10 protein-coding genes and 4 tRNA genes are annotated in these 13,557 nt (G+C 69.6%); 5 read left to right on the forward strand and 9 right to left on the reverse strand.

The genetic code is table 11. The features are described 5' to 3' along the window. Nucleotides 1-450: 450 nt before the first annotated feature. The 3 genes from IF655_RS02675 (at nucleotide 451) to purM (ending at nucleotide 3,730) form a co-directional block, all read left to right on the forward strand. Nucleotides 451-885: an META domain-containing protein gene (locus tag IF655_RS02675; protein ID WP_242488488.1), complete on the forward strand. Its 435-nt coding sequence runs from the start codon at nucleotides 451-453 to the stop codon at nucleotides 883-885. Nucleotides 886-1,086: 201 nt separating this feature from the next. Then, nucleotides 1,087-2,616, forward strand: a complete 1,530-nt coding sequence (gene purF, locus IF655_RS02680) for an amidophosphoribosyltransferase (RefSeq protein ID WP_199581801.1) — start codon at nucleotides 1,087-1,089, stop codon at nucleotides 2,614-2,616. A gap of 43 nt (nucleotides 2,617-2,659) precedes the next feature. Beyond that, nucleotides 2,660-3,730: a phosphoribosylformylglycinamidine cyclo-ligase gene (gene purM / locus IF655_RS02685; protein ID WP_199581803.1), complete on the forward strand. Its 1,071-nt coding sequence runs from the start codon at nucleotides 2,660-2,662 to the stop codon at nucleotides 3,728-3,730. A gap of 131 nt (nucleotides 3,731-3,861) precedes the next feature. Here purM and IF655_RS02690 read toward each other — a convergent pair whose 3' ends face one another. Next, on the reverse strand, nucleotides 3,862-4,113 hold the full coding sequence (locus tag IF655_RS02690) for a DUF3073 domain-containing protein (protein ID WP_161181528.1): 252 nt from the start codon (nucleotides 4,111-4,113) through the stop codon (nucleotides 3,862-3,864). 345 nt (nucleotides 4,114-4,458) lie between these two features. Then, nucleotides 4,459-5,556, reverse strand: coding sequence for a Glu/Leu/Phe/Val dehydrogenase (locus IF655_RS02695; RefSeq protein WP_199581805.1), 1,098 nt, complete (start codon nucleotides 5,554-5,556; stop codon nucleotides 4,459-4,461). Nucleotides 5,557-5,829: 273 nt separating this feature from the next. Between IF655_RS02695 and IF655_RS02700 the strand changes: the two genes are divergently transcribed. Together IF655_RS02700 and bldC are read left to right on the forward strand one after the other, a co-directional pair. Next, nucleotides 5,830-6,672 (forward strand): hypothetical protein, encoded by an 843-nt coding sequence (locus IF655_RS02700; protein ID WP_199581807.1) that lies wholly within the window; start codon nucleotides 5,830-5,832, stop codon nucleotides 6,670-6,672. Nucleotides 6,673-7,274: 602 nt separating this feature from the next. Continuing rightward, nucleotides 7,275-7,481: a developmental transcriptional regulator BldC gene (bldC, locus tag IF655_RS02705; RefSeq protein WP_003949541.1), complete on the forward strand. Its 207-nt coding sequence runs from the start codon at nucleotides 7,275-7,277 to the stop codon at nucleotides 7,479-7,481. 431 nt (nucleotides 7,482-7,912) lie between these two features. Here the strand turns inward: bldC and IF655_RS02710 are convergent, their stop codons facing one another. From IF655_RS02710 to IF655_RS02740, 7 genes are all read right to left on the reverse strand, one after another. Next, complete coding sequence (locus IF655_RS02710) at nucleotides 7,913-8,122, reverse strand: DUF6274 family protein (RefSeq protein ID WP_199581809.1); 210 nt, start codon at nucleotides 8,120-8,122, stop codon at nucleotides 7,913-7,915. 121 nt (nucleotides 8,123-8,243) lie between these two features. Further along, a tRNA-Asp gene (locus IF655_RS02715) sits at nucleotides 8,244-8,318 on the reverse strand. Nucleotides 8,319-8,423: 105 nt separating this feature from the next. Further along, the gene (hrpA, locus tag IF655_RS02720; protein ID WP_199581811.1) at nucleotides 8,424-12,368 is read right to left on the reverse strand and encodes an ATP-dependent RNA helicase HrpA; all 3,945 of its coding nucleotides are present in this window, start codon (nucleotides 12,366-12,368) and stop codon (nucleotides 8,424-8,426) included. Nucleotides 12,369-12,519: 151 nt separating this feature from the next. Continuing rightward, nucleotides 12,520-12,867: a hypothetical protein gene (locus IF655_RS02725; RefSeq protein WP_199581812.1), complete on the reverse strand. Its 348-nt coding sequence runs from the start codon at nucleotides 12,865-12,867 to the stop codon at nucleotides 12,520-12,522. A 155-nt stretch (nucleotides 12,868-13,022) separates the two neighbouring features. Next, a tRNA-Phe gene (locus IF655_RS02730) sits at nucleotides 13,023-13,096 on the reverse strand. Nucleotides 13,097-13,120: 24 nt separating this feature from the next. Next, nucleotides 13,121-13,195, reverse strand: a tRNA-Asp gene (locus tag IF655_RS02735). Nucleotides 13,196-13,436: 241 nt separating this feature from the next. Beyond that, a tRNA-Glu gene (locus IF655_RS02740) sits at nucleotides 13,437-13,512 on the reverse strand. Between the last annotated feature and the right edge of the window lie 45 nt (nucleotides 13,513-13,557).

Here is a 13,557-nt window from a genome sequence, read left to right on the forward strand (position 1 = left end):
CTGGCCGTTTCGCGAGCCGCGCAGGTGCGGCTGTGGCGGACGCCGCGCCTCTTGGGCTTGGGGGAATCCGCGCCTGACCAGCCGCAGCGGAAGCCGTGCCGTCGGGCGCTGGCGGAACCTCCCGCTCGTCGGGGTGTGAGGGGCTGCGCCGGTCGAGTCGTCGCGGCTCCCGCCCCGTGTCCAATGCGCGCCGGCCTGCGCCAGCCGGACCGCACCGGAGGCATGCGCCCGCCGGGCCGTAGTGAACCCCGGCTCGCTCGCCGTAGCGGAAGCCCGCACCCGCTCAGCCGCGGCAGCCCCCCCGCCCCCGAGCCGTAGCGCAAGCCCGAGCACCGTCGGTCCGCGGCGGAACCGTGGCCACCCCGGGCGGGGACCCGCGCTCACCCGTCCGCCGCGGAACCTCCAGCCGTCCGCCCGCGTCGAACCGGTATGTATCGGCACAAGCAGCGCATGCATCTGACAGCGGTCGCCGTGCTCGTCCCGCTGGCGGTGGGGTGTGGGACCGAGGGGGCGGGGAGCGGGTCGGTGGGACCCGAGCAGCCGGTGACCGGGGTGGAGTGGCGGGTGGACAGCATCACCGCGTCCAACGCCACGCTCCGCGCCCCCGCCGGAGCCCGGTTGCGGGTGGAGGAGGACGGGAGCGCGGGCGGGAACCTCGGGTGCAACAGCTTCGGCGCCCGGGCGACCGTGCGGGACGACCGGATCGCGTTCGGGGCGCTGCGGACGACCAAGATCGCCTGTGACCGCCCCCGGATGACCTTCGAGCGGGCGCTCGCCGCCGCGCTCGACCGGCAGACCCTCACCGCACGCACCGAGGACGGGAAACTCACGCTCACCAGCGGTCACGGGGAGCGCGTGAACCTCACCCGGATCACGCCCGATTGATGTGCGACACCTCACTCGGGACACCCCGGCGGAGCCGCCCCGGACGCCCCGAAGCACCCCGCCGCGCCGGAAGTCGTCCGATACGCACCGCTGTGACCAGGCGAAACGGAAAAAGCACCAAGGTGATCGCGCGTCCGGGTTCGGCAGCCACTACGTATCCCCAATTCGGAGCAACGGTCGGGCTCGCCTACACTCGGAGCCGTGCCACGTGGTGACGGTCGACTCAATCACGATCTGCTTCCCGGCGAGAAGGGCCCCCAGGACGCTTGCGGCGTCTTCGGTGTCTGGGCGCCTGGCGAAGAGGTCGCAAAGCTCACGTACTTCGGGCTCTACGCCCTCCAGCACCGGGGTCAGGAATCCGCGGGAATCGCGGTCAGCAACGGCTCCCAGATCCTCGTCTTCAAGGACATGGGCCTGGTCTCCCAGGTCTTCGACGAAACCTCGCTCGGTTCGCTCCAGGGTCACATCGCGGTCGGACACGCCCGCTACTCGACCACCGGCGCCTCCGTGTGGGAGAACGCCCAGCCGACGTTCCGCGCCACCGCGCACGGTTCGATCGCGCTCGGCCACAACGGCAACCTGGTCAACACCGCGCAGTTGGCGGAGATGGTCGCCGACCTGCCCAAGGACACCAACGGCCGCTCCACCCGGGTCGCGGCCACCAACGACACCGACCTGCTGACGGCGCTGCTCGCCGCCCAGGTCGACGAGGACGGCAAGCCGCTCACCATCGAGGAGGCGGCACACCGCATCCTCCCGCAGGTGAAGGGCGCCTTCAGCCTCGTCTTCATGGACGAGCACACGCTGTACGCCGCCCGCGACCCGCAGGGCATCCGCCCGCTGGTCCTCGGCCGCCTGGAGCGCGGCTGGGTCGTCGCCTCCGAGTCCGCCGCCCTCGACATCTGCGGCGCCGCTTACGTCCGCGAGATCGAGCCGGGCGAGTTCATCGCCATCGACGAGAACGGTCTGCGCACCTCCCGATTCGCGGAAGCGAAGCCCAAGGGCTGTGTCTTCGAGTACGTCTACCTGGCGCGCCCGGACACCGACATCGCCGGGCGGAACGTCTACCTCTCCCGCGTGGAGATGGGCCGCCGCCTCGCCAAGGAGGCGCCGGTCGAGGCCGACCTGGTCATAGCCACGCCGGAGTCCGGAACCCCGGCCGCCATCGGATACGCGGAAGCCTCCGGCATCCCCTTCGGCAACGGTCTGGTGAAGAACGCCTACGTGGGCCGCACCTTCATCCAGCCCTCGCAGACCATCCGCCAGCTCGGCATCCGGCTGAAGCTGAACCCGCTCAAGGAAGTCATCAAGGGCAAGCGCCTGGTCGTCGTCGACGACTCGATCGTGCGCGGCAACACCCAGCGGGCCCTGGTGCGCATGCTGCGCGAGGCGGGCGCCGCCGAGGTCCACATCCGGATCTCCTCGCCGCCCGTGAAGTGGCCCTGCTTCTTCGGCATCGACTTCGCCACCCGCGCCGAGCTGATCGCCAACGGCATGACCATCGAGGAGATCGGCACCAGCCTGGGCGCCGACTCGCTCGCGTACATCTCCATCGACGGCATGATCGACGCGACCACCATCGCGAAGCCGAACCTGTGCCGCGCCTGCTTCGACGGCGAGTACCCGATGGAGCTGCCCGACCCGGAGCTGCTCGGCAAGCAGTTGCTGGAGACCGAGCTGGCGGCAGGAACCGCCGCCACCGCCGCGGCCGACGCCATCCGGCGTCCCTGAGCTGCGCCGTCAGAGCCGTACGACAGGAAAGTTCTCTCAAGTCATGTCCTCTGAGACCACGGGTGCCAGCTACGCGAGCGCGGGCGTCGACATCGAGGCGGGCGACCGCGCGGTCGAGCTGATGAAGGAATGGGTCAAGCGGACGCGGCGCCCCGAGGTCCTCGGCGGCCTCGGCGGCTTCGCCGGGCTCTTCGACGCCTCCGCCCTCAAGCGCTACGAGCGCCCGCTGCTCGCCTCCGCGACCGACGGCGTCGGCACCAAGGTCGACATAGCCCGGCGCCTCGGCGTGTACGACACCATCGGTCACGACCTGGTCGCCATGGTCATGGACGACATCGTGGTGTGCGGCGCCGAGCCGTTGTTCATGACCGACTACATCTGCGTCGGCAAGGTCCACCCCGAGCGGGTCGCGGCGATCGTCAAGGGCATCGCGGAGGGCTGTGTGCTCGCCGGGTGCGCCCTGGTGGGCGGCGAGACGGCCGAGCACCCGGGTCTGCTGGGCGCGGACGACTTCGACGTCGCCGGTGCCGGTACGGGCGTGGTGGAGGCCGACCGGCTGCTCGGCCCGGACCGTATCCGCGAGGGTGACGCCGTGATCGCCATGGCGTCCTCCGGTCTTCACTCCAACGGGTACTCCCTGGTCCGCCACGTCCTCCTGGAGCGCGCCGGACTCGCCCTGGAGACGGAGGTCGCGGAGCTGGGCCGCACGCTCGGGGAGGAGCTGCTGGTGCCCACGAAGATCTACTCGCTGGACTGCCTCGCGCTCACCCGCACCACCGAGGTGCACGCCTTCTCGCACATCACCGGCGGCGGTCTCGCGGCGAACCTGGCCCGGGTGATCCCGGACGGGCTGCACGCCACCGTGGACCGCTCCACCTGGACCCCGGGCGCGATCTTCGACCTCGTCGGCCGCACGGGCGACGTGGAGCGCCTGGAGCTGGAGAAGACGCTGAACATGGGCGTCGGCATGATGGCGGTCGTACCCGCCGAGTCCGTCGAGGCGGCGCTGACCACGCTCGCGGACCGCGGCGTGGACGCCTGGGTGGCCGGAGAGATCACCGCCCGGGACAGCCGTACCTCGGGCGCCGAGCTGACCGGGGACTACGCGCGCTAGAACACCTGTAGGGCGGGCTCCCCGCAGGGCGCCCGCCCTCTGTGGTGCGCGGACCGCACCGACCGTTTCACCGGCAGCACAGAAGCCGGTCGGTGGCAGTGCCACCGACCGGCTTGATGCTCAGTGCAAGGTCAAGCGCCGCGACGGTGTTGTGAGGGACCGTCGTCCTCGTCCTCGTCGTCGTCCTCATAGAGGTCGGCGTAACGGGAGTAGAGGTCGTCCTCGTCATCTTCATCGTCCTCGAACGGCTCGCCGTTCGGCGGCTGGCTCGAAGTCGATGCGCCCAGTTCACTGGCCAGCCGTGACAGGTCAGTCCCACCGCTGTTGTACTTCAGCTGGCGGGCGACCTTTGTCTGCTTGGCCTTGGCCCGGCCGCGCCCCATGGCTCGACCCCCTCGGTGACGGGGCTCAACGGCCCCAGAGTCTGACACGCGTTCATGATCTGGAACGGACTCTCCGCAGAGATGCCGGTCCGTAGGGCTTCCACGGTACCTGAGCCCGCGCCCATACGGTACGTCGCCCGCAGCACGCGCGTGTGCACAGGACCCTCGAGGAGCCCTGTCCTCGCTGGTCAACGGCGATTTTAACCACTTATCGGGGGACGACCCGCCGGTGGAAGTGAGAGTTCTCTCCAAGTTGCCTCCGGCGGGTACCGCCCGCCCGTGCGGCCGGGCACCCGGCCCGGGACCCGCACGGGCGCGAATCGGCCGGTACGGAGCCCCCGTGGGTCAGCGCGTCGCGCGGGCGTCCGCCATGCGCCGCTCGGCGATCCGGTCGGCCGCGGCGGCCGGCGGAATGCCGTCTTCCTTTGCGGTCGCGAAGATCTCCAGCGTGGTGTCGAAGATCTTCGCCGCCTTCGCCCGGCACCGCTCGAAGTCGAACCCGTGCAGTTCGTCCGCCACCTGGATCACCCCGCCCGCGTTCACCACGTAGTCGGGGGCGTAGAGGATGCCCCGGTCCGCGATGTCCTTCTCCACGCCCGGGTGCGCGAGCTGGTTGTTGGCCGCGCCGCAGACCACCTTGGCGGTCAGCACCGGCACGGTCAGGTCGTCCAGGGCGCCGCCGAGCGCGCAGGGGGCGTAGATGTCGAGCCCCTCGACGCGGATCAGCTCGTCCGTGCTCGCCACCGCCGTCACCCCCTCGGGGTACTGCGCGAGGATCCCGCGTACCGCGTCCGGGCGTACGTCCGTGAGCACCACCTCGGCGCCCTCGGCGCGCAGATGGCCCACCAGATGCCGGCCCACCTTGCCGACGCCCGCGACGCCGACCCGGCGCCCGCGCAGCGAGGGGTCGCCCCACACGTGCTGCGCGGAGGCGCGCATGCCCTGGTAGACGCCGAAGGCGGTGAGCACGGAGGAGTCGCCCGCGCCGCCGTTCTCCGGGGAGCGGCCGGTGGTCCAGCGGCAGGCGCGGGCCACCACGTCCATGTCCGCGACATAGGTGCCGACGTCGCACGCGGTCACGTAGCGCCCGCCGAGCGAGGCGACCATGCGGCCGTAGGCGAGCAGCAGCTCCTCGCTCTTGTCGCGCTCGGGGTCCCCGATGATCACGGCCTTGCCGCCGCCGTGGTCGAGACCGGCCATCGCGTTCTTGTACGACATCCCGCGCGCGAGGTTGAGCGCGTCGGCGACGGCGTCCGCCTCGGTGGCGTACGGGTGGAAGCGGGTGCCGCCGAGGGCGGGGCCGAGGGCGGTGGAGTGGAGGGCGATGACGGCCTTGAGGCCGCTGGCGCGGTCCTGGCAGAGCACGACCTGCTCATGGCCGCCCTGGTCCGAGTGGAAGAGGGTCCGCAGGACGTCGGTGGATGCGCCGGTTGCGTAGGTCACGGTGGTGACTCCTGTGCGTGTAGCGGCGGGCGGGACCGGGGTGGTCCCTGGGGTTTCCCCACACTTTTGGCCGTGGGGGTGGGTGGCGGGGTGGTGCCACGCGGCCGTTGGGCCGCAAGGCTGAGCGTAGAGCCTGCTCGCGGCCCGTATCCGGGGTACGCCGGGGATCACTCTTCCGTGCCCGCGCGGCTGCCCGTCGTGGCACGATGCGCAGTGGTTCCGAGCCGGACCCGGCGGGGGTTTCGAGCCGGGCGCGAGGGGGAGGGAGGGAGCGTGCCCAAGGTGTCCTCCGTGGTCGTCCCCTATGCCGCGTACCTGCGCGTGTACGAGCCGCTGGCCGCCTTCCCGGAGCCCGAGCGCACCCACTGGGCGCGGTACGCCCGACGGCGCGAGCGTCCCACGTACCAGGACGAGCTGCGCCGCTCGCTGGCCGACCTGCTGCCGACGCCGCCGGTCGCGGTGCCGGTGCACGAGAGCGCGGACGCCTTCGTGACCGAGGTGGACGGCGTCCTGTGTGTCTGCCCCTGGCGCACCCGGCTGCGCGGCTGGCAGGCGCTGGCCGCTCTGGGCGAGGAACTGCCCCGGACGGTGCTGGACGCGGTCCTGCCCCCGCTCGTGCGCGAGCAGGCCGCCCAGGACTACGAGCGCTGGCTCGTCCGCAACCCCGAGGCGCGCCCCTGGATCCGCACCGCGACCTGGCAGGTGCCGCTCAACTGGTTCGTGCTCGTCGGCGACGAGGAGCGGCGCTTCGAGAAGGGCACCGGCGAGGTGCCCCCGCTGCTGCGCTACCGCACGCCGATGGTGCAGGCGCGGCGGCGCGTGGCGCGGGCGCTGCGCACCCTGAAGGACGCCGTCGAGGAGGGCCCGCTGATCGACGGGCTGGTGGACGTCGGCCGCTGGCTGGAGGAGTTCCACCCCCGCTCTCTGGTGGAGCTGGACTACGGCGGTCTGGTCCACGCGGTGCCCGCAGGGGCGCTCGAGGACGACCACTCGGCGGCGGACGTGGCCGCGGGCATCGACGCGCTGCGCCGGGGCGACGGTCCGGCCGCGGGGCGGGTCTACGGTCGCCTGGTGCGGCGCTGGCGTGCGGTGCGGGACCTGCGGTCCGCGAACTGATCGCGGTATCCGTACATCTGGGCGAACTGATCGCCGTGTCCGTACGTACTCCTTGATGACGGCGCATCCCGAACAGGCGAGAAGTGACGCAGATCACGGTCGAAATGGCCTCGAACAGCGTACGGTCTGTGGACTTGACTCATCTGACGGGATGTTGGTCCCGATCCGGGCTTTTCCCATCAAGGGTGATGGACGGCACTTACGCGGCTCTTGCGTCTCTTGCCGCTCCTCATGCCAAAATAGGACAAGGAGCCCGGGGAGGGCTCCGTCTGTCCATCTGTGCTCCACTATGGGCGGAATCTCAGCATTGCACGCTTTGGGGGGTCCGGTGCCTCCTGATCGCCGAAGTGACTGATCGTCACATCGGCGTGACTGTCCGCTATGGCATGGTCCATCGGCTTCCGTCGCTGATGAACACCTGGGAGGGCAATTCCATCGGTTTGGCCGACGCGGCTGGACAGATGGTGTAGTTGTAGTGCCGAGGACAAGCCGTTCGTCCTATAACCGACTCGACTCGCGTCCGCCATTTCGGGCAACGCGGGTCAAGGTGCAGAATTTAGAGGAAAGAACCGAGAACGTCGGTTCTCCCGAGGAGGCCGCTCATGACCGCTCGCACCCCTGATGCCGAGCCGCTGCTGACCCCGGCTGAGGTCGCCACCATGTTCCGTGTCGACCCCAAGACGGTCACGCGGTGGGCGAAGGCCGGCAAGCTCACGTCGATCCGCACGCTCGGCGGGCACCGCCGCTACCGCGAGGCGGAGGTCCGCGCCCTGCTCGCGGGCATCCCGCAGCAGCGCAGCGAGGCCTGAACAACTCCATAACCGGGCAGAACGACCGAACCCCAACTGGTCGGGGCGCCCGAACCCTAGCTCTGAACGACGCGGGACCTGCCCCAACAGGCCCCCCGCCCAAGCCGATTCACATGCTTGAGTAAGTGGCACAGGGTGCGTCGTAGATCGCGCTGGACTCCGCCGGGTCCAGCGCGATCTTTTTTGTGCCCTTGAGCGGACCTTCCTGATCCTCCGTGAGCGCCCTTGTCGGGGTTGTGTCGGAGTCTGGGGAGGAGTGTGGGAAGCGCCGTGCGGGACCCGTGAGGCAGGTGCAATTGCACATATTAAATTGACCCGTTGTAGGACACCGGTAAGAACCCCACTTTCAAAAAATCATGCCGTGACTCCCGTCACAGGGCAGGCGTCTTGTTGCCACCGGCATGTGTGCGCTATTGGGATCGCGCGCCCCATCAGCCCTTGTGGGAACGGGTGTTGGGGTTCTCGTCCGGTTCCTCGGTGGGGGCGTCGCTGTGCGCGTCCGGGTGCGCGTCCGTGTCCATGGCGAGGCGCTGGAGGCGGTGGCAGACGGGACAGTGCCGGGTGGCGTGCCGATAGCCGGAGGCGGCCGACAGATGCGCCCTCAGGAGCGCCCGCGTCGCGTGCCTGGCCGATGCCGCCATCCGTCACCTCCGGAGGCCGCACGGGAAAGACGGCCTGCCTTCTGGGTACCGAGCCCGGCACGTGCCGTCAAGAGCGCCGGGAACGACGAAAGGGCCCCCTCGCGGGGGCCCTTCCTCACTGCGGTCCTGACGGGATTTGAACCCGCGGCCTCCACCTTGACAGGGTGGCGAGCACTCCAAACTGCTCCACAGGACCATCTCTCGCGGCACTCGCTGCTGCGTTGTGCTGCGAGAAGGACTGTACACGAGGGTGGATGTCCTGGTCGAACTCACCCTCTGTGCGCGGCTCGTCACGCCATGGCTACGGCGCCAGGGCGTCGATCGCCTTCACGATCCGCTTGTCCGAGACGGGGTACGCCGTGCCCAGCGCGTGGGCGAAGTAGCTGACCCGCAGCTCCTCGATCATCCAGCGGACGTCCAGCACCTGCCGGGGCACCGGCCGCCCCTGCGGGAGCTGCTCGAGCAGCCAGGCGTACTCGTCGCGCATCTCCTGGACCTTCTCCATGCGGGAGGTGTCCCGCTGGACGTTCGTCGGCATCTGCTGCAGACGCCGGTCGGCGGCCACCAGGTACCGCATGAGGTCCGGCAGCCGCTTCAGCCCCGCCCAGGTCACGAAGCCGGGCTTCACCAGGGCGTCCAACTGCTGCCGTACGTCCGTCAGGTTGGCGAGCAGCACCGGGCTCTTCACCGACTTCAGCCGCCGCTCGGCCGCCTGCCACGCCGCGAGCACCTGCTGGACCTGGCCGACCGCGCGCACGGTGGTGTCCACGATGTCGGCGCGCACCTTGTCGTAGAGCTTGCGGTACGACTCCTCGTCCCACACCGGGCCGCCGAAGTCCGCGATCAGCTTGTCGGCGGCGGCCATCGCGCAGTCGTCGAAGAGTGCCTGCACGGAGCCGTGCGGGTTGGCGGAGAGCGCCAGCTTCTGGGCGTTCGTCAGCTTGTCGGAGGCGAACTTGGCCGGGTTGACCGGGATGTTGCGCAGGATGAGCCGGCGCGTGCCCTTCCACATCGCCTCGGCCTGCTCCTCCTCGGTGTCGAAGAGGCGCACGGAGACCGTGTCGCCGTCGTCCACCAGGGCGGGATACGCCTTGACCGGCTGTCCGGCCCGCCTGGTCTCGAAGACACGGGTGAGCGAGCCGATCGTCCAGTCGGTCAGACCCGAGCGCTCCAGCGACTCCCCGCCCTGCCGGGAGGCGGTGGCCGCGGCTGCCTGCGAGAGCGCCTGGCGGGCCTTCGGACGCAGTTGGAGCTTCAGCGCCTCCAGATCCTTGTCCTCGGCCAGTTTGCGGCGCCGCTCGTCGACGATCCGGAAGGTGACCTTCAGATGCTCGGGCACCTTGGACCAGTCGAAGTCGGCGGCTTCGAAGGGCACGCCGACCATGCGCTTCAGCTCGCGCGCCATGGTGGTCGTCAGCGGTTCCTGGAGGGGGACCGCCCGCTCCAGGAACTTCTTGGCGTAGTTGGGCGCGGGGACGTAGTTGCGGCGGATCGGCTTGGGCAGCGTGCGGATCAGCTCGGTGACGACCTCCTCGCGCAGACCCGGGATCTGCCAGTCGAAGCCCTCGTCGGTGACCTGGTTGAGCACCTGGAGCGGGATGTGCACGGTCACGCCGTCGGCGTCCGCGCCCGGCTCGAACTGGTACGTCACCCGGAACTTGAGGTTTCCCTGGTGCCAGGTGTCGGGGTAGTCGTCCTTGGTGACCGCCTCCGCCGACTCCCGGATGAGCATCTCGCGCTCGAAGTCGAGGAAGTCGGGCTGCTCGTGCCGCTTGCGCTTCCACCAGGAGTCGAAGTGGGCGCCGGAGACGACGTGTTCGGGCACGCGCTGGTCGTAGAAGTCGAAGAGCGTGTCGTCGTCCACCACGATGTCCCGGCGGCGGGCGCGGTGTTCCAGCTCCTCGACCTCGCTGAGGAGCTTGCGGTTGTCGGCGAAGAACTTGTGGTGCGTGCGCCAGTCGCCCTCGACCAGCGCGTTGCGAATGAAAAGTTCGCGGGACAGCTCGGGGTCGATCCGGCCGTAGTTCACCTTGCGCTGGGCGACGATCGGGACGCCGTACAGCGTCACCTTCTCGTACGCCATCACGGCGGCTTGATCCTTCTCCCAGTGCGGTTCGCTGTACGTCCGCTTCAGGAGGTGCCCGGCGAGCGGCTCGACCCACTCGGGCTCGATCTTGGCGTTGACGCGCGCCCAGAGGCGGGAGGTCTCCACGAGTTCGGCCGACATCAGGAACTTCGGCTGCTTCTTGAAGAGCGAGGAGCCGGGGAAGACCGCGAACTTGGCGTTGCGGGCGCCCAGGTACTCGTTCTTGTTGCCGTCCTTCACGTCCTTCATGCCGACGTGGGAGAGGAGCCCCGCGAGGAGGGAGACATGGATGCGGTCGGCGGGGGCGTCCTCCTCGCCTATGCGGATGTCCATCTGCTTGGCGACGGTGCGGAGCTGGGTGTAGATGTCCTGCCACTCGCGGATGCGCAGGAAGTTCAGGTACTCCTGCTTGCACATCCGGCGGAAGGACGAGGAGCCGCGCTCCTTCTGCTGCTCGCGGACGTACCGCCACAGGTTGAGGTAGGCGAGGAAGTCGCTGGTCTCGTCCTTGAAGCGGGCGTGCTGCTGGTCGGCCTGGGTCTGCTTGTCGGCGGGGCGCTCGCGCGGGTCCTGGATGGACAGGGCGGCGGCGATGACCATGACCTCGCGGACACAGCCGTTCCGCGCGGCTTCCAGGACCATGCGGGCAAGGCGTGGGTCGACCGGCAACTGGGCGAGCTTGCGACCGGTGTCGGTGAGGCGCCTGCGGGGGTCCTTCTGCGCGGGGTCGAGGGCGCCGAGTTCCTGGAGGAGCTGTACGCCGTCGCGGATGTTGCGGTGGTCCGGCGGGTCGATGAAGGGGAACTTCTCGATCTCGCCGAGGCCGGCCGCGGTCATCTGGAGGATGACGGAGGCGAGGTTGGTGCGCAGGATCTCGGCGTCCGTGAACTCCGGGCGGCTCTCGAAGTCGTCCTCGGAGTACAGCCGGATGCAGATGCCGTCGGAGGTACGGCCGCAGCGGCCCTTGCGCTGGTTGGCGCTGGCCTGCGAGATCGCCTCGATGGGCAGCCGCTGGACCTTGGTGCGGTGGCTGTAGCGGCTGATGCGGGCGAAGCCGGGGTCGATGACGAACTTGATGCCGGGGACGGTCAGCGAGGTCTCGGCGACGTTGGTCGCGAGCACGATCCGGCGGCCGGTGTGCGGCTGGAAGACGCGGTGCTGCTCGGCGTGCGAGAGGCGTGCGTACAGCGGCAGCACCTCGGTGAATCTGTACTTCTTCTTCTCCAGCGCGTCGGCGGTGTCCCGGATCTCGCGCTCGCCGGAGAGGAAGACGAGGATGTCGCCCTTGCCCTCGGCCATCAGCTCCTCGACGGCGTCGGTGATCGCGGTGATCTGGTCGCGGTCGGCGTCGGAGGAGTCCTCCTCCAGGAGTGGCCGGTAGCGCACCTCGACGGGGTACGTCCGCCCGCTCACCTCGATGATCGGGGCGTCGCCGAAGTGGCGGGAGAAGCGCTCGGGGTCGATGGTGGCCGAGGTGATGACGACCTTGAGGTCGGGGCGCCTCGGCAGCAACTGGGCGAGATAGCCCAGCAGGAAGTCGATGTTGAGGGACCGCTCGTGCGCCTCGTCGATGATGATCGTGTCGTAGGCGCGCAGCTCGCGGTCGGTCTGGATCTCCGCGAGGAGGATGCCGTCCGTCATCAGCTTCACGAAGGTGGCGTCCGGGTTCACCTGGTCGGTGAAGCGGACCTTCCAGCCGACGGCTTCGCCGAGCGGGGTCTTCAGCTCCTCCGCGACGCGCTCGGCCACCGTCCGGGCGGCGATGCGGCGGGGCTGGGTGTGCCCGATCATGCCGCGCACGCCCCGGCCCAGCTCCATACAGATCTTGGGGATCTGGGTGGTCTTTCCGGAGCCGGTCTCACCGGCGACGATGACGACCTGGTGATCGCGGATGGCGGCCGCGATCTCGTCCTTCTTCTGGCTGACCGGCAGTTGTTCGGGATAGGTGACGGCGGGCACACGGGAGCGCCGGGCGTCCATGCGGGAGGCGGCCGTGCCGATCTCGCCCTCGATCTCGGCGAGGACGGCGGCGCGGGCCTCCGGCTTACGGATCTTGCGCGCGCCCTCGAGCCTGCGTCCGAGCCGGTGCGCGTCGCGCAGCGACAGCTCGGTCAGTCGGGAGGCGAGGGCGCCCGGGGCGGGGGCGGGATGCGTAGACATACGCGGTCCAGGATCTCACCTCGGGGAAACAGCGCGCGAACGATTTGCCGCCCAGGCGCCCGGGGCGCCCCGGCTCCTGTCGCCGGGGTCGAGCGGAGGACGGGTCCGCGCACGGGCCCGTCCTCCTGGTTCGGCAGGTGCGCCGCCCGGCTCAGCAGCTTCGCTGTCCGGACCTGAACCCGGACCCGTACCCGTCCCGGTAGCCGTTCTGGTAGTCCCAGCGGGGATCGATCGGCAGCGACCGGACCGGGAACTGACGGTGGCCGTCGTTCCAGCGATGGCAGGTGCGCTGACCGTCCCGGAACCCGGACCTGAATCCGTCCCGGAAGCCGTCCTGGTAGTCCCTGGGCGAAGCCGGGAATCGGGTCGCCGTCCCGGTCTGTGTGGTGGCGGGGGTCGCCGAGGCGACCTGCTGGAAGGACACCGGAGCGAGAACGACGGCTGCGGCTACGAACATCGAGCTGAACACAGCCGTCCGCTGTCTTTTCGTGACGGGCATGGGCGCTCCCTCGGGGTGATTCCGACGAATGGCCGTATTTCACTGTGGCCCCGGTCCGGGGACCCCGCAACCGCGTGCCATGACAACTCCACGGCATACGAAAACACCCCCGCCGGAGACTCCGGAGGGGGTGTCGGCCCTGGTGAGGGCGGTTGTGGCTGGGGCCGGGGTCGAACCGGCGACCTATCGCTTTTCAGGCGATCGCTCGTACCAACTGAGCTACCCAGCCACGAGGTTTCACGTGAAACCTCAGCGGTCCTGACGGGATTTGAACCCGCGGCCTCCACCTTGACAGGGTGGCGAGCACTCCAAACTGCTCCACAGGACCAGGCGCTGTGTACGACAGTGTCGCACACGGTTGCGGGTCTTCCCAACGTGATTCCCACCCGCTGTGAGGTGCGCATCTGTTGGGCTGACGTCGCTGGAGAAGCGTATCAGAGCACGGGGGGTGCTCCGAAAACGTGCCGGGAGCGCGAGAGGACGCCGGGACACGCTGGAAAACGTGGGGAAACGCCGGGGAACGCGAAAACCCGCCCTGGATCAGGACGGGTTTCGTGACAACTCTGCTGTGGTGCCCCCAACGGGATTCGAACCCGTGCTACCGCCTTGAAAGGGCGGCGTCCTAGGCCGCTAGACGATGAGGGCTATCGGCCCGCCGTGGGCGCTTCGCAGCGCGTCGGGGACGTGAGC

The organism is Streptomyces sp. DSM 110735 (assembly GCF_016482685.1).
Classification (GTDB): Bacteria; Actinomycetota; Actinomycetes; order Streptomycetales; family Streptomycetaceae; genus Streptomyces.

Coding starts and splice junctions, on each gene's coding strand:
- IF655_RS02675 (WP_242488488.1), top strand. CDS start 451: ATGCATCTGACAGCGGTCGCCGTGCTCGTCCCGCTGGCGGTGGGGTGT.
- purM (WP_199581803.1), top strand. CDS start 2,660: ATGTCCTCTGAGACCACGGGTGCCAGCTACGCGAGCGCGGGCGTCGAC.
- IF655_RS02690 (WP_161181528.1), bottom strand. CDS start 4,113: ATGGGGCGCGGCCGGGCCAAGGCCAAGCAGACAAAGGTCGCCCGCCAG.
- bldC (WP_003949541.1), top strand. CDS start 7,275: ATGACCGCTCGCACCCCTGATGCCGAGCCGCTGCTGACCCCGGCTGAG.
- IF655_RS02710 (WP_199581809.1), bottom strand. CDS start 8,122: ATGGCGGCATCGGCCAGGCACGCGACGCGGGCGCTCCTGAGGGCGCAT.
- hrpA (WP_199581811.1), bottom strand. CDS start 12,368: ATGTCTACGCATCCCGCCCCCGCCCCGGGCGCCCTCGCCTCCCGACTG.
- IF655_RS02725 (WP_199581812.1), bottom strand. CDS start 12,867: ATGCCCGTCACGAAAAGACAGCGGACGGCTGTGTTCAGCTCGATGTTC.